The sequence below is a fragment of the Ruegeria sp. CH8 genome, assembly GCF_056536985.1.
This window is the reverse complement of the sequence record NZ_JBQFQR010000001.1, coordinates 353,568-369,095: the sequence shown is the minus strand read 5'-3', so window position 1 is coordinate 369,095 and position 15,528 is coordinate 353,568. Positions and strand designations below refer to the sequence as shown.

16 protein-coding genes are annotated in these 15,528 nt (G+C 59.9%); 5 read left to right on the top strand and 11 right to left on the bottom strand.

Translation table 11 applies throughout. The annotated features are described in order from the left end of the window. The first annotated feature begins 20 nt into the window (after nucleotides 1-20). The 4 genes from ACR0ER_RS01825 (at nucleotide 21) to ACR0ER_RS01810 (ending at nucleotide 3,439) form a co-directional block, all read left to right on the top strand. On the top strand, nucleotides 21-1,010 hold the full coding sequence (locus ACR0ER_RS01825; protein ID WP_480767469.1) for an ABC transporter substrate-binding protein: 990 nt from the start codon (nucleotides 21-23) through the stop codon (nucleotides 1,008-1,010). Between the two features lie 154 nt (nucleotides 1,011-1,164). Further along, nucleotides 1,165-1,878: an ABC transporter permease gene (locus tag ACR0ER_RS01820; protein WP_480767468.1), complete on the top strand. Its 714-nt coding sequence runs from the start codon at nucleotides 1,165-1,167 to the stop codon at nucleotides 1,876-1,878. After that, the gene (locus ACR0ER_RS01815; RefSeq protein WP_480767467.1) at nucleotides 1,871-2,605 is read left to right on the top strand and encodes an ATP-binding cassette domain-containing protein; all 735 of its coding nucleotides are present in this window, start codon (nucleotides 1,871-1,873) and stop codon (nucleotides 2,603-2,605) included. The genes ACR0ER_RS01820 and ACR0ER_RS01815 overlap by 8 nt, the downstream gene beginning before the upstream one ends. Nucleotides 2,606-2,623: 18 nt before the next feature. Then, entirely contained in the window at nucleotides 2,624-3,439 is an 816-nt protein-coding gene (locus ACR0ER_RS01810; RefSeq protein WP_480767466.1) for an ABC transporter substrate-binding protein, read from the top strand. Nucleotides 3,440-3,445: 6 nt separating this feature from the next. Here the strand turns inward: ACR0ER_RS01810 and ACR0ER_RS01805 are convergent, their stop codons facing one another. The 10 genes from ACR0ER_RS01805 to ACR0ER_RS01760 form a co-directional block, all read right to left on the bottom strand. Further along, the gene (locus tag ACR0ER_RS01805) at nucleotides 3,446-4,318 is read right to left on the bottom strand and encodes a substrate-binding domain-containing protein (RefSeq protein ID WP_480767465.1); all 873 of its coding nucleotides are present in this window, start codon (nucleotides 4,316-4,318) and stop codon (nucleotides 3,446-3,448) included. After that, complete coding sequence (locus ACR0ER_RS01800) at nucleotides 4,319-4,444, bottom strand: hypothetical protein (RefSeq protein WP_302479258.1); 126 nt, start codon at nucleotides 4,442-4,444, stop codon at nucleotides 4,319-4,321. Continuing rightward, nucleotides 4,441-5,718, bottom strand: coding sequence for a c-type cytochrome (locus ACR0ER_RS01795; protein WP_480767464.1), 1,278 nt, complete (start codon nucleotides 5,716-5,718; stop codon nucleotides 4,441-4,443). The genes ACR0ER_RS01800 and ACR0ER_RS01795 overlap by 4 nt, the downstream gene beginning before the upstream one ends. Continuing rightward, nucleotides 5,719-6,921: a formate dehydrogenase subunit gamma gene (locus ACR0ER_RS01790; protein WP_480767463.1), complete on the bottom strand. Its 1,203-nt coding sequence runs from the start codon at nucleotides 6,919-6,921 to the stop codon at nucleotides 5,719-5,721. A 70-nt stretch (nucleotides 6,922-6,991) separates the two neighbouring features. Beyond that, on the bottom strand, nucleotides 6,992-7,585 hold the full coding sequence (gene fdh3B / locus ACR0ER_RS01785) for a formate dehydrogenase FDH3 subunit beta (protein ID WP_170324620.1): 594 nt from the start codon (nucleotides 7,583-7,585) through the stop codon (nucleotides 6,992-6,994). 11 nt (nucleotides 7,586-7,596) lie between these two features. Beyond that, on the bottom strand, nucleotides 7,597-10,491 hold the full coding sequence (locus tag ACR0ER_RS01780; protein ID WP_480767462.1) for a formate dehydrogenase subunit alpha: 2,895 nt from the start codon (nucleotides 10,489-10,491) through the stop codon (nucleotides 7,597-7,599). 105 nt (nucleotides 10,492-10,596) lie between these two features. Then, nucleotides 10,597-10,785, bottom strand: a complete 189-nt coding sequence (locus tag ACR0ER_RS01775; protein WP_480767461.1) for a ubiquinol-cytochrome c reductase iron-sulfur subunit N-terminal domain-containing protein — start codon at nucleotides 10,783-10,785, stop codon at nucleotides 10,597-10,599. 61 nt (nucleotides 10,786-10,846) lie between these two features. After that, nucleotides 10,847-11,458: a TorD/DmsD family molecular chaperone gene (locus tag ACR0ER_RS01770; RefSeq protein ID WP_480767460.1), complete on the bottom strand. Its 612-nt coding sequence runs from the start codon at nucleotides 11,456-11,458 to the stop codon at nucleotides 10,847-10,849. A gap of 4 nt (nucleotides 11,459-11,462) precedes the next feature. Beyond that, nucleotides 11,463-12,023: a DUF3306 domain-containing protein gene (locus tag ACR0ER_RS01765; protein ID WP_480767459.1), complete on the bottom strand. Its 561-nt coding sequence runs from the start codon at nucleotides 12,021-12,023 to the stop codon at nucleotides 11,463-11,465. Next, on the bottom strand, nucleotides 12,020-12,574 hold the full coding sequence (locus tag ACR0ER_RS01760; protein ID WP_480767458.1) for a DUF3305 domain-containing protein: 555 nt from the start codon (nucleotides 12,572-12,574) through the stop codon (nucleotides 12,020-12,022). Before ACR0ER_RS01760 ends, ACR0ER_RS01765 begins: the two co-directional genes overlap by 4 nt. Before the next feature lie 232 nt (nucleotides 12,575-12,806). On the opposite strand from ACR0ER_RS01760, the gene ACR0ER_RS01755 reads away from it, so the two are divergent. After that, nucleotides 12,807-14,759, top strand: coding sequence for a 4Fe-4S binding protein (locus tag ACR0ER_RS01755; RefSeq protein ID WP_480767457.1), 1,953 nt, complete (start codon nucleotides 12,807-12,809; stop codon nucleotides 14,757-14,759). On the opposite strand, the gene ACR0ER_RS01750 is transcribed toward ACR0ER_RS01755, so the two are convergent. Continuing rightward, nucleotides 14,753-15,481: a c-type cytochrome gene (locus tag ACR0ER_RS01750; protein ID WP_480767456.1), complete on the bottom strand. Its 729-nt coding sequence runs from the start codon at nucleotides 15,479-15,481 to the stop codon at nucleotides 14,753-14,755. The genes ACR0ER_RS01755 and ACR0ER_RS01750 overlap by 7 nt on opposite strands. Between the last annotated feature and the right edge of the window lie 47 nt (nucleotides 15,482-15,528).

Sequence of the window (15,528 nt, the reverse complement as noted above, 5' to 3'; positions counted from 1 at the left end):
AACAACTAGGAGATATGAAGATGAACAAGCTACTCAGCGGAGCGGTCGCCGCCTTCAGCCTGGCAGCCAGTGCTGCCTTGGCGGCGGATGAGGTGACACTGCAGCTCAAATGGGTCACGCAGGCGCAATTTGCGGGTTACTACGTGGCCAAGGACAAGGGTTTCTATGAGGAAGAGGGTCTGGACGTCACCATTCTACCCGGTGGCCCGGATATCGCACCGACGCAGGTGATCGCGGGTGGCGGCGCGGATGTGACCGTCGAATGGATGCCTGCCGCGCTGGCTGCGCGCGAAAAGGGTCTGCCGCTGGTCAACATCGCGCAGCCGTTCAAAAGCTCGGGCATGATGCTGACCTGCTGGAAGGATGCCGGGATTGCCTCGCCTGAGGATCTGAAAAACCGCACGCTGGGCGTTTGGTTCTTTGGCAACGAATTCCCCTTCATGAGCTGGATGAGCCAGCTAGGCATCGACACAGGTGGCAAAAGCGAAAGCGGTGTTGAGGTTCTGAAGCAGGGCTTCAACGTCGATCCTCTGCTGCAGCGTCAGGCTGATTGTATCAGCACCATGACCTACAACGAATACTGGCAGGTCATTGATGCAGGCGTTAGCCCGGATGAGCTGGTGACATTCAAATACGAAGATCAGGGCGTCGCAACGCTTGAAGACGGTTTGTACGTGCTGGAAGAAAACCTGAGCGATGAGGCCTTCACTGACAAGATGGAACGCTTTGTTCGCGCCTCGATGAAGGGCTGGAAATACGCTGAGGAAAACCCGGACGAGGCCGCCGATATCGTGCTGGAAAACGATGCCACTGGCGCCCAGACCGAAGAGCATCAGAAACGCATGATGGGTGAGATCGCCAAGCTGACCGCCGGTTCGAATGGCGCGCTGGACCCGGCGGATTTCGAACGCACGGTGGGCACTCTGCTGGCCGGTGGGTCCGACCCAGTGATCACCATGCAGCCCGACGGGGCGTGGACGCACCAGATCACGGATGCGGCTCTGAACTGATCCCTTCCCAATCCTTGAACATGCGCGGTCCCAATCGGGGCCGCGTTTTCATTTTGATATGTCGGAAACGTGTCTGTACTTGGTGCTGAAAAAAAGCTAGTATTATCCTGTAATTGGGCGCATTTCATACGAAATGTTGATAATCGGGAATAAAATGCAGGGATTTGCATCAGAATTCAACACAGCCTTGTCTTTGATCCTCCAAGGGGATCCAGAGCTGTGGGCGATTGTGCTGTTGTCCCTGAAAGTTTCCATCTTCGCAGTGCTTATTTCGGCTCTGATCGGTATGCCTGTCGGGGCCGCGTTGGCGGTTGCACGGTTTCCAGGGCGGCGGGCTTTGATCGTGTTGATGAACGCTCTGATGGGGTTCCCGCCGGTTGTTGTGGGGTTGCTGGTCTACCTGATGCTGTCGCGCTCGGGGCCGTTGGGTGTTCTTGAGTTGCTCTATACACCGACCGCGATGATCATTGCTCAGGTCGTGCTGGTCACACCCATTGTCGCAGCGCTGACCCGGCAAGTGGTCGAGATGCTGGCCGAGGAGTATTCGGAACAGCTGCGTTCGCTGGGCGTGTCGCGTCTGGCCTCGGTGCCGGTGCTGTTGTGGGACGCGCGGCTGGCGCTGGTGACAGCATTGCTGGCCGGATTTGGCCGGGCAATTGCCGAGGTCGGGGCGGTGATCATCGTCGGCGGCAATATCAACCACGTGACCCGGGTAATGACGACGACCATTGCGCTTGAGACATCCAAGGGCAATCTGGCGCTGGCCTTGGCGCTAGGGGTTATTCTGATCGGCATCGCCGTGGCGGTAAACGCCTTGGTCAGCACGCTCAGCCTGCGGGCCGAGCAGGAGGGGTTGCGCCATGCGTGATCTGGTCCATGAAATGGCAAGCTGTTTATCGGTCGACGGGGTGCGGATCACCCGCAAGGGCAAGGCATTGCTGGATGTGCCACACCTGTCGCTGGATGGGCCGGGACCGACCCTGATCCTTGGACCGAACGGTTCGGGCAAAAGCCTGTTGCTGCGCTGCTTGCACGGGCTGATCATGCCTGATTGCGGGCAGGTCCGGCAGGACGGAATGATCCTGAACGCCGAACACAAGGCGCGGCAAGCGATGGTGTTTCAGCAACCCGTACTGCTACGCCGGTCGGTTGCGGCCAATCTGGACTTTGTACTGAAACGGCAGGGACTGGCCCGCAGCAACCGCAAAGCCCGTATCGAAGAGTTGCTGACCGAAGGCGGGCTGGACGGCAAGGCCCGGCAATCCGCGCGGTCCCTGTCCGGAGGCGAGGCACAACGGCTGGCGATCCTGCGCGCTCTCGCGTTGGACCCCGAAACGCTGTTTCTGGACGAACCCACCAGCGCGCTGGACCCCAGCGCCACGCAGATGATCGAGCGGATGATTCTGCGCGCCTCAACCCGAGGGGTTCGCATCGTCATGGTCACGCATGACATCGGGCAGGCTCGGCGGTTGGCCGCCGATATCGTGATGATGCAGGGCGGCCATGTAGTTGAGCACGGTGCTGCCAAACAGATATTGGATGCCCCAGAAAGTGACGCCTCGCGTCGGTATTTGGCCGGTGGTCTGGTGACTTAATAATAAATGGAGATCGAAATGATCCGGAGTATTGTTCGGGCAGCATTGGTAACTCTTGGCCTGACAGTGACGTCAGTCAGCGCCGAAGAGGCTTTCATCGTCGTGCAATCGACAACATCGACCCAGAACTCGGGCCTGTTGGATTACATCCTGCCGGGGTTTGAGGCTGAGACGGGCATTGATGTACGTGTCGTGGCGGTTGGCACCGGGCAGGCGATCCGAAACGCCATTAACGGGGATGGCGACGTGTTGCTGGTACATGCCAAACAGGCTGAGGAGCAATTCGTCGCGGATGGTTGGGGCGTTGAGCGGTTCGACGTGATGTATAACGATTTCGTCCTGGTCGGACCGGAATCGGACCCGGCGAAGGTGAAAGATGGTGCCGATATCGTGGTGGCTTTGAGCGCTGTGGCTGCGGCTGAAGTGCCCTTTGCCTCGCGTGGGGATGACAGTGGAACCCACAAGGCCGAGATGCGTCTGTGGAGCGCCGCCGGTGCCGACCCGACCCAGGCGTCAGGCGAGTGGTATCGTGAGACGGGCTCGGGCATGGGGGCGACACTCAACGTGGCCAGCGGGATGGACGCCTACGCGTTGACGGATCGCGCCACGTGGCAGTCCTTTGGGAACAAAGGCAAACTCAAAGTTCTGGTCGAGGGCGATCCGCGGTTGTTCAACCAATATGGTGTCATCCTTGTGAACCCTGAAAAACACCCGCGTGTGCGGGCCGCTGCGGGGCAGAGGTTCGTCGATTGGCTAATCGGGCCCGACGGGCAGGCGGCGATTGAGTCCTATAAGCTGGAAGGCCAGCAGTTGTTCTTTCCCAACGCGAAGTGACCAAGGTTAACCACTCGCGCCGTTGTGGTGGATCGTGCCCAGACCTGACAGATCATATCCACCGAATTCGGCGGCACGGGTGGCAAAACGGTCCGATTGCACGAATCCCAGAAGTTTGAGCATCGGGTTATCGAAATAGGCCCGGCGCCAGATCGCAAGGTCCAGACGTTCGGAATGGGTCGGGGTAAAGCCCAGATCATAGAGGCCCGCCAAAGCGCCCAGCCCGAACCCGGCCTCGGCCTTGCTGTCATGCAGGGCTATGGCCAGTTCCTCTTCGGTACGGGCGCAGGTGGGCAGAGCGTCCAGATCCTCACGCGACAGGCCGTGAGTCTCGAGCTGTGTGTCGAACAGCCTTTGGCTGGCGGCGCTGTCCTGACGCAGGATCACGCGGCGCCCTTTCAAATCGCCAAAGCCTGAGATGCCGGTGACACCGGGCGCCAGCAGTAATCCGCGCTGCCTTTGCGCGATTTCATACAAGATAACCGGGGCCTCTCCCAGATTGTCGCGCAGGGTCTGCGTGTTGAACCCATCGTCTTCGTGGATATGCAAAGCTGCGGCTTGAGCCGCGCGGTCCTTCAAGCGAGTCAGGCCATCGAATGAGCCGTCGTAATAGGTGGCCAGACCCGAGCCGCTTTCGCGCAAGGCCCAATCCAGCAGCGGATCGTGGCTGCCGGCGACAATCGGGGGCAGGGGTGGTTCGGCTACCTGCGGGCCAGAACGGGAGGCGTTCAGCCACACGATGACTTCGGCCCGAGGAAACAGCAGCTTGCCCATGGCGCGCACGCAGGGCACCTCGCCAGAGGAAGCCAGATCATAGGCCTTACGCTCGCCAATGCGCAGCAGGTCGGCCAGTTCTTTGGTCGTCAAATATTCGGGCATTCAGTCGAGCCGCACCGCCGTACCGGAGCCAGCGTCCGCAGCGCTGAACCCGATCTGTTGCAGTGTGATTGGCGCGGCGACAGTGATCACGACCATTGCGGCCACAGCGGCAAGAAAGGCTTTCATTGGTCTCCTCCGGTTTCGTTTTCCGGTGTTGTCGCACGGCGCAGAAAGGTAATCAGGTCGTCGCGGTCGCTGGCCTGTGTGATCCGCTGCATTGGCATCTTTGACCCCGGTATGTAGTGGTCTGGCCCCTGATCGAAAAGGGCGTTTATCGTTTCGTCATTCCAAATGATATCAGAGTCTTGCAGCGTGTCCGAGTAGAAATATCCCGGTAAGGTGCCGGCTTTTCGACCAAAGATGCCGTGCAGGGTCGGACCGGCGCGTCGTTGCCCATCGGTCGTCAGGCTGTGACAGATCGAGCATTTGCGGGCGAACTGGCGTTCCCCGTTGCTCATCTCGTCTGGGTTTTTCAGAAAACTTGGTTCGGCGGCAGCCCTCTGTGCCTGATCGCCAAGCGCGGAGACGGGCCAGCTGTACATCGCCTCATCAAGACCGCCTGCGTGGAGGTTCTGGCCGTCCGCTGAAAAAGCCAGCGCCCAGACCGGTCCGCGCAAGGTGGCGCGGAAATCCTGTGCGATACGCCATTCGGCGGTGTTGATCACCATGATGTAGCCTTCGCCATCCCCCACAGCCAGCAGGCTGCGGTCGGGCGTAAGAGCCAGCGCTAGGATCGGGCGGCGCTCGAGGGTAAAGTCGCGCACATCCCCGGTGGTTAGGTCAAGAACGCGGGTGACGCCGTCCACCGCGCCATAGGCGATCCAGTTGTCGGCGGGGTTCAGAACAAGTTCGTTGATTCCAAACCCATGTTCGATCAGCCGACGCGTTTCCTGCCCGCTGGCTACGTCCCAAACCCGTAGCGTTCCGTCCATGCCCGCCGAATACAGAGTTGTGCCATCTGGCGAGAAGGTGACGGCGTTCACGCCGCTACCTACCTGAAGCACTTGCGGGGTCGAGCCATCTTCGGGCCACAGACCTATCGTGCCGTCCCAACTGGCGGTGGCCACATGGGTTTTTGAGGCCGCAAGTCCAACGACCTTGCCTTTGTGTTGGCCAACAACCTCTCCACCCGGCCATCGGCGCAGGGTGAAATCATCCCCGGCTGAATAGATTGAACGCCCGTTAAAGGCGACAGAGTTGACAGCAGCCTCGTGACCTTCCAGCCATTCGGGGTTGCGGTTGGACCATAGACCCACGGAATTGTCGAAACTGGCCGTGGCGATCCGCCCGTCGGGCGCGGTGGCGATCCCCATGATCGGTCCGCCGTGACCTTTGAGCGTGAAAAACTCGGCCATTGCAGGCAGGGGGATTAACGCCAGAGCCAGAACCAGCCAGTGCATCTATTCAGCGGGTGAGGCCGCTGCCTTTCCGGCCTCTTTTTCCTGCACCTCTTCCAGCCACAGCGAGTGATGCTCGCGCGCCCATTGCTCTTCAACCTCGCCGGTGCCCATGGCATCAAATGCGCCTTCCATGCCAACCGAGCCGAGGTAAATATGCGCGATGATGATGGCGATGAACACATAGGCGACCATCACGTGCCAGACTTGGGCGTACTGCATCTCTTCCTGCGGTGACATCTGCGTTGGCAAGTTCAACCCGAAAATCTGGGGAATGCCGGTGGAATTCGCGACCTCGAACGTTTTGGCAAACATTGGCAGTTCAAACGGGAACAGCAGGGACAGGCCCGACAGGCTGATCGAGACGCCCAGTAGGATGCAGGCCCAGAAGATCACCTTTTGGCCCGCGTTGAATTTCTTGGCGGGTGGGTGGCTGCCTTTGGTGAATAGCCCCCCTCCAGCCGCCAACCACTTCAGGTCAGTCCGGTTGGGAATGTTGTGCGCGATCCAGTTCACCGTCACGATAGTCAACCCCAGCATGAAGGACCATGCTAAGTTGTTGTGCAGCCATTTGCAGCCCTGCGCGATGGTTGCGAACCCTTCTTTGCCGAAGATCGGGATAAGGAAGTCTCGACCGTAAAGCGTCAGCAAACCGGTTACCCCGAGCACCAGAAAAGATCCGGCGAACAGCCAGTGGCCGAACCTCTCAAAGCCATTGAAGCGGGTGACAGTGCGGCCGGTCTTTTCTCCGTCGATGCGGATTTTCCCGCGGATCAAGAAGAACAGAACGATGATCGCCAGCATTCCGGCAATAATATACGAGCCGTATTCGCGCAGTGGCCCGGTTCGGAATTCCCACCACCACATGCCACCATCCTGAATCAATACGCCTGCCGCCGGTCCGCTGGTCGAAACAGTAGTGTCTGCTGAACCGTATCGAATGGCACGGTATACGTCGCTGTCCGATGCTACACCCCGCGTACCCAATTGACCCAACAGGCCCTCGGCATTCCCTTGTCCGGTGTTGTCCGAGCGATAACTGTTGTCCACCTTTTCGCCACGTTGCCGGGCGAGGATATCTTCAAGTGTGGTCGCGCCACCGGTTTGGGCGCGTTCTTCGGTCGTTGTTTCTGCCTCTGTGGACTGTGCCAAGGCGGCACCGGTTACACCTAAGGCGAACAGGATTGCGAAAAGTAAGCGGAACATCTGAACCTCGGTCAAAATTCCAAAGCAGGTGACCCACCGAAGTGGGTCACCTGTTTCTCATGAAGACGGATTAGCCGTCTTTCTGGTCGTAGGCCGTGCCCCAACCCCACGCGCCCGAGCCAAACCCGCGGGCGACGACACGCTCGCGGTAGATGGCCGAGACCACGTCGCCGTCACCGGCAAGCAGGGCCTTGGTGGAACACATCTCGGCGCAGAGGGGCAGTTTGCCCTCGGCGATCCGGTTGCGACCATATTTGGCGAACTCTGCGGTCGAGTGCGTTTCTTCGGGACCACCAGCGCAGAAGGTACATTTGTCCATCTTGCCGCGCGATCCGAAGTTGCCCGCCTGTGGGTATTGCGGCGCACCGAAGGGGCACGCATAGAAGCAATAACCGCAACCGATGCACAGGTCCTTAGAGTGCAGGACGACCCCTTCTTCGTTCTGATAGAAGCAGTCGACCGGGCACACCGCCATGCACGGCGCATCCGAACAATGCATACAGGCGACCGAGATCGAGCGTTCGCCCGGGTTGCCGTCGTTGATCGTCACCACCCTGCGGCGGTTGATGCCCCATGGAACCTCGTGCTCATTCTTGCACGCGGTGACGCAGGCGTTGCACTCGATACAGCGTTCAGCGTCGCAGAGAAACTTTGCTCTAGCCATTATCGTCCTCCTTACGCTGCTGAGATCTTGCAGAGAGTCGCTTTGGTCTCCTGCATCTGGGTTACTGAATCGTAGCCATAGGTCTGTGCGGTGTTGGAACTTTCACCCAGCACATAGGGATCAGCGCCTGCGGGGTACTTGTCCCGCAAATCCTGACCCTGGAAATGGCCGCCGAAGTGGAATGGCATGAAGGCCACGCCGGCTCCGACCCTGTTGGTCAGCATTGCCATCACCTTGACCTTGCCACCTTCGGGACCTTCGACCCAGACCTGTTGCCCGTCACGGATACCAAGGTTGTTGGCATCGCGCGGGTTGATCTCGACGAACATGTCCTGCTGCAGTTCGGCCAGCCACGGGTTCGACCGGGTTTCCTCGCCACCGCCTTCATATTCGACCAGACGACCAGACGTCAGGATTATCGGGTAATCCTTTGAAAAGTCGTTCTTCTGGATCGAGGCATAAAGGGTGGGCAGGCGATAGGCCTGACGGTCCTCGTAGGTCGGATAGTCCTCGACCAGATCGCGCCGGTTGGTATAGAGCGGCTCGCGATGCAGCGGGATCGGATCCGGGAAGGTCCAGACGACCGCGCGGGCTTTGGCGTTCCCGAAGGGCGCACAGCCATGCTCGATCGCGACCCGCTGGATGCCGCCCGACAGGTCGGTTTTCCAGTTGGTCTCTGGTCCCGCAACGGCGTCGATGGCCGCACGTTCGTCGGCCGTCAGGTCACCGTCCCAGCCAAGGTCCATCAGCATCTGCATCGTGAATTCGGGGTAACCATCCTGAATTTCCGATCCGACGCTATAGACCCCTTCGGCCAACAGGTTGTCGCCATCACGTTCCACGCCAAAGCGGGCGCGGAAGGTCAGGCCGCCTTCGGCCACCGGTTTGGACATGTCATAGAGGTTCGGCGTACCGGGATGACCCATCTCCGCTGTACCCCAACATGGCCAGGGCAGTCCGTAATACTCGCCGTCGTTGGGTCCACCAATGGCTTGCAGCGTGGTTCTGTCGAACGTGTGCTGGTTGGCCATATGGCTTTTGATCCGTTCAGGCGACTGACCGGTATAGCCGATGGTCCAGAGGCCCTTGTTGAACTCACGCGTGATGCTTTCAACATTGGGGGTTTCCGGGTCGTCCATCTCGATATTGCGGAAGAACCGATCCGCCCAGCCGAACTTGTTGGCGAACTTGGCCATGATGACCTCGTCCGGCAGGCTTTCGAACAGCGGCTCAACCACCTTGTCACGCCACTGCAGCGACCGGTTCGATGCCGTGACTGAGCCACGGGTTTCGAACTGCGTACAGGCGGGCAACAGGTAGACGCCGTCGGTGCGGTCGTGCAGAACGGCCGAGACGGTGGGATACGGGTCGATCACGACCAGCATGTCCAGCTTCTCCATCGCCGTCTTCATCTCCGGTCCCCGCGTTTGCGAGTTCGGAGCGTGACCCCACAGAACCATGGCACGGACGTTGTTGTCCTGATCCATGTTGGCCGGGTCTTCCAGAACGCCATCGATCCAACGAGAGACAGGGATGCCGCGCTCGTTCTGTAGCGACTTGTCCTTGCCTTCCTTGTCCTTGATCGTGGCGAACTGACCCGCCAGCCATTCGGAGTCTTCACCCCAGACACGGCCCCAGTGGCCCCATGCCCCTTTGGACAGTCCGTAATAGCCGGGCAGGGTATGAGACAGAACACCAAGGTCCGTCGCGCCCTGCACGTTGTCATGGCCGCGGAAGATGTTGGTGCCACCACCCGAGGTGCCCATGTTGCCAAGCGCAAGCTGCAGCACGCAGTAGGCGCGGGTGTTGTTGTTGCCGTTGGTGTGCTGCGTACCACCCATACACCAGATCACCGTACCGGGACGGTTGTTGGCCATGGTGCGTGCAACACGTTTCAATTGCGATCCCGGAGTACCGGTGACGCGTTCGACCTCATCCGGGTTCCACTTGGCAACCTCTTCACGGATTTGGTCCATGCCCCAGACACGGGTGCGGATGAACTCTTTATCCTCCCAACCGTTGTCGAAGATGTGCCACAGAATACCCCAGACAAGCGCCACGTCCGTACCGGGGCGGAACCGGACATATTCATCCGCATGGGCTGCGGTGCGCGTAAAGCGCGGGTCGCAGACGATCAGTGGGGCGTTGTTCTGCTCTTTCGCGCGCAGAACGTGCAGCAGCGAGACGGGATGCGCCTCGGCCGGGTTGCCGCCAATGATGAAGATGGCCCGAGAGTTGTGGATGTCATTGTACGAATTGGTCATGGCACCGTAGCCCCATGTATTCGCAACACCCGCAACGGTGGTTGAGTGGCAGATACGGGCCTGATGGTCCACGTTGTTCGTGCCCCAATAGGCGGCGAACTTGCGGAACAGATAGGCCTGTTCATTGTTATGCTTGGCCGAGCCCAGCCAGTACACGCTGTCTGGCCCGGATTCCTCGCGGATGCTCATCATGCCGTCGCCGATCTCGTTGATCGCCTCTTCCCAGCTGATGCGTTTCCACTCGCCGCCTTCCTTTTTCATCGGATACTTCAGGCGGCGTTCGCCATGGGCGTGCTCGCGGACCGAGGCCCCTTTGGCACAGTGTGCACCCAGATTGAACGGGCTGTCCCAACCGGGTTCCTGCCCGATCCAGACGCCGTTCTGCACTTCGGCAACGACTGTACAGCCGACCGAGCAGTGGGTGCATACGGATTTGATGTTTTCAACGGCCTGGTTTGCCGCTGTCTGGGCGCTGGCAGGCGTCACGGTTCCACCCGTGGCGCTGATCGCGGCGAGGCCGCCGATCGTCAGGCCCGAGCCACGCAGGAATGCGCGGCGATCGACGGTTTTCTCGCCGACCTGGGACAGGATACTTGTCCGCTGGGGGCGTCTCGCAACCCCGTTGGTCTTTTTCCTTAGCATTGGTTTCCTCCCTTGCTCGCCATGTAAGCCATGGCTGGCTTGGTACTTTTGGTGCCGACGTCAGGGCCAATCGCAACCGTCTGTCGGGGGTGAAGGCGTCCGATCCTAGAACCGGGTGCTTTCGATGTAAGCGCGGGTATGCGCGGTGTCCTGCATCCGGGTTTCGTCCGTTGGCAGCTCGGCTGCTTCGGCTTTCCCGGCCAGGCTGGCCGCGGCAACGGCAGCAGGTGCTGCGGTTCCGGCCAGTTTCAGGAAGTCACGGCGCGTTGCGCTTTCTTCCTTGGTCTTGCTCATGGGGTCCTCCTTTCCCATTTGCAGTTTAACGCCCATGCGGGCGCTGGCGAATGACAGCGGATCACGCTGCCGTCATCCGGAAGGCCTCTCGTTCGATCTCCATGAAAACCCGACCGGCAGTGCCGACAGATGCATAGAGAACCGAAGACTCAGCGGCTTCCAAATCCGAATAGAAATGCGTGGCCCACGGGCCGATATGTTTGTTCCAGAACGCTTTCTGATCCTCCAACGACGCAGGCGCGCCAAAGCGGCCAACGATCATGCCCGCCATCATCTCCATCAGCGAGGCGATGTTGTCTTCGGGTTCGAACACATTCTGCGCCCGTGTAATGCCACGTGCGGCCATATCGTTGCGCAACTGGGCCAGAGGTTTCTCGTTCAGGAACCCGGTTAGGTAGAAACTGGCATAGGGCAGCAACTCACCACGCCCCAGCCCGATGAACAAAGCGTTGAATTCGCGTTCGGCTGCGGCGGGTTTGGTGACCTTCGCCACCCGCGCCATGGCCTGAATCGCCTGGCCCAGGTCGGTTTCATCCCCGGTCAGACTTGCCACCTGATCCAGCAACATCTGATCCGGCGGAGCCGCCAGTATCAGCCCGAGAAAATTGTAGAAATCCGCGCGCAGGCGATCCTCGGCTGAGACGTCCAGATGTTGCGCTTCGCTTGCGGTCATGGGGTTATCCTTCGAACTCAAATTTCATGCGGCGCGGGGTGGGGGGGAGGTTCACCTCTTCAAGGTCTTGAGCCTCTGCCATGATAACCGGTTCTGGCGTTGGCTCATCGACCGCCTCTGGTTCCGGTTCCTCAATGAGAGGTTCTGGCTCGATCTCTTCGGCTTCTGCCGCCAGCGCTTCGATATGGGCCAACATACCCTTACCGACCTGATACGCGGTGGGGATGTTCTCGATCACACAAGCAGCGTCGGTATAGTCCTCACCATAATCGACCAGACCGTCGACATTCGCCAGCACCGGGTTCAACCGCCACAAACGGCGTAGCGCCCGGCGACGCAGACGGTCGGGCACTGCCTTTGCCATGAAACCCGAGACGTCATCTCCGGCCTGCAATTGATCGGGGTCGGGAAGATTGAACTCGGCTAAAATCTCGGCGTCGCTTTTTTCTTCCAGTTCGGCTTGCTGGGCTGCAACGGCCTGTTCCTCGGCGGCTGTGACCTCGGCTTCAGCTTCGGCCTGAACAGCGGCCTTACGGCGAGACCAAAAATCACGAACCTGCGTCACTGCACGATCCTCCGTGGCGCCCGGTAGACGTCTGACGCCTGACGGATACGCGCATCGCCCTTGCCATCCTCGACCAGATCGGTGCGTTTCTTGTCACGGCGGCGTTTAACGAAAACCTCGTCCCGGTGGTGTTCCAATGCGAAATCGCGAATCCATGCGATCAGCCCTTCGGTCATCGGGATCTTTTCGACGATCTCCTCTCCGGTATCTGCGTAGTCCTGGCCTTCAAACGGGGATGCCGTGACCAGCACCGCATCCATAGGGCGTTCACCATCCAGCGCATCACGCAGAACAAGGTAGATCGAGGGCTGGCCGTCAGAAAGGTTGACCATGTAGGCCTCAGTTTCATCGGCCCACAATGTAAGCGGGAGGGTCGCCGCGTGGTATTCCACAGCCTCACCCTCGCGGCGAAGTTCCTGCCAGTCGGCAGGGCCCGCGCCGGGCAATACGGCAACAGCGCGCCAGTTCCACTTCGCCCAGCGAGTTACACCGGGTGTTTTGCGCACGACGACGCCGATTGGCATTTCAATCTGGCTTGCGGCCTTCGCCACTTAGTCCTCCCCGGAAGGCTCTCCCCTGCCTTCCACAGCGTCCACTATGGTACACAACACGGCTTTGTGCCAAGCCTGAACTTTCTTGCGACAGACGCGATCACCAATTGTTTATGAATCTGAGCCACTTCTCAGACCCAATGCCGAAACTAGTTTGACCTGCAGGGATTGCCACTTTTCACAGACACCCTAAGCTGAACCCGAGATGGGGAGACGTCCGGGAGGGGAGGCCATGGGCACAAAATTTCTGTTATGCGACTGCGCGGGGACGCAGGCTATGGATGCTGAGGAAATCGCATCCGCCTGCGGCACGGCGTGTTCTCGGGTTCATTCGGCCTTGTGTACCTCTGAGTTGGAGGACGCGGCCTCATTGATGCGGGACGGGGACACCGTGATCGCCTGTGGGCAGGAGCAGGAGGTGTTCCGCGCGCTTGCTGAAGAGTTGAATATAGAAACTCCGGGCTTTGCAGACCTGCGCGACCGCGCCGGTTGGTCCGAGCAGGGGGCGGATGCCATGCCCAAGATGGCCGCCTTGGCCGCAGAGGCGTTGCTGCCACAGCCGATCACGCCCAGCGTCGATGTTTTCAGCGAGGGCACTTGTTTCATCATCGGACGGGGTGAGATGTGTTTCGATCTGGCTGAACGGCTGGCGGCGACGTTGGCTGTCACTGTTCTGGTTACGGATGACGCCCAGCCGATGTCGCGGGCCTTTGATGTGGTGCGCGGGCGATTACGTTCGCTTACAGGCGCGCTGGGTGGGTTCTCGCTGCGATTGGACGGTTTGCAGCAGATCGAACCGGGCGGACGTGGGGCTTTTGCATGGTCCGAACCGCGGGACGGGGCGAAGTCGGCCTGTGACATCTTGATTGACCTGACCGGGGAAACACCGTTTGTGCAGGCTCCGGCCAAGCGAGAAGGCTACTTGCGCGCGGACCCCAAGGATGCTGTCGCCGTGGAACGTCTGGCCTTTGATGCGGTGCAACTGGTCGGGACCTTCGAAAAACCGCTCTATGTGCGTATAGAAGAAACGCTTTGTGCCCATTCCCGTGCCGAACAGGTGGCCTGTACCAACTGTCTGGATATTTGCCCGACCGGCGCGATCACTCCGGCTGGCGAGCATGTGACGATCGACCCGATGATCTGCGCCGGGTGTGGGGAATGCGCGGCAGTGTGCCCGTCAACCGCGATCACCTACGAGGACCCGCCGGTTTCGGCCCTGTTGTCGCGTATGCACATTCTGGCGCGCACCTATCGGCGTGCGGGGGGCACTGCGCCCCGGTTGTTGGTGCACGACGCCCACGGGGCCGAGAAGATCCGGCTGGCCGCTCGTTTCGGCCGAGGTCTGCCTGCAGATGTCATTCCACTGGAATTGAACGTGATTTCGGGCTTTGGCCATGCCGAGATGTTGGCGGCGCTGGCTCATGGCTTCGCGCGGGTCGATGTGCTGCTTGCACCGACCACCGAACGCGACGCGCTGGATCAGGAACTGGCATTGGCGCAGGCGATTGCCGGGCCAGGCAAGGTGGGACTGATGGATGAGGCTGACCCAGACGCCATGGCGGATTTTCTTTACGCGCAGGATGTCCCGCTTCCACTGGCCGATCCGGTGCTACCTTTGGGCAATCGTAGACAAATCGCCCGGCTGTCTGCACAGGCGCTGAATCCGCAGGCAGAAGCTCCGTTGCCTTTGCCCGAGAACGCACCCTATGGGGCCGTGGCAGTGAATACGGATGCCTGCACGTTGTGCCTCAGCTGCGTGTCGCTCTGCCCGTCGGGCGCTTTGGTTGATAACCCGGACAAGCCGCAGTTGAATTTTCAGCAGGATGCCTGCCTTCAATGCGGGCTGTGTAAGGGCATCTGCCCTGAAGATGCGATTGCTTTGGTCCCGCAGCTTGACCTGAGCGATGCAGCCTTATCGCAGCAAGTGCTGAATGAAGAGGAGCCGTTCGCCTGTGTCGAATGCGGTGCCTTGTTCGGTGTGAAATCGACGGTTGAGCGGATCATGGAGAAGCTCTCGGGCACGCATCCGATGTTTGCCACCTCGGACAAGGCGCGGATGATCCAGATGTGTGACAATTGCCGTGTGAACGCGCAGTTCCAGATGCAGGACAATCCGTTCCAGTCCAACCCAAAGCCCAAGGTGGTAACGACCGAAGACTATTTCTCAAAACGAAAGGATCATTGAAGCTGTAGCGGAGCCCCCAGATCAGCGGCCTTGATAACTGAGACAAAGGCAAGGATCGCGTCCAACTCTTCCAGAGTCATCTCAACGGGATGAATGGGCGAAGGGCGTGCGGGATCGAAAGGCGGGGTCAGCCCGTCGATCTGGGTAAAGGCGGGATGGGGGTTCAGGGCAAAGAACGCCTCGAACCGTTCTGACCAGTCGGGCATCGCACGCAACACGGCAAAGGAGGGCGTCGAGCCCAAACCGTTCATGCGGTTCTTTGGCCCGATCACATGGCAACGCCCGCAATGGGTCATCGACAGTTCCTCACCGCGAGCGGTGTCGCCGTCGATCACCGAGTCGGTTTGCGCCGCGGTGGCCTCGAAACGGGCAGAGAAGGGGGCGCCTTTTTCGGGGGTAAAGCTCTCGACCGTGTTCTTGCCGATATCGGAGAGCAACCAATCGCGGAATCGTTCGTGTTTGGCGTCGTCTTCGATCCGCAGGTGATAGACTATACCGTCGCGGGCAAAGACCGGATTACCCGGAGGCGCGGTTTCCAGCACCAAAACACCCGCATCATCCGCAATAACACGTATCCCGGTCTTGAGAGAGAAGCGCGGAAGGATATGTTGCAAAAGGCCAGAGTCTTTCACCTCGGCCGGGGCGGCAAGCCCCAATGCCTCTTGCGACCAAGAGGGGGTGGCAGAGAGCGTCAGGCTCAGGCACAAGAGGACAAAGCGCATGGCCCAATCTAACGGCGCGGCCCCGAATGCGTCAAATGAACTGAAAG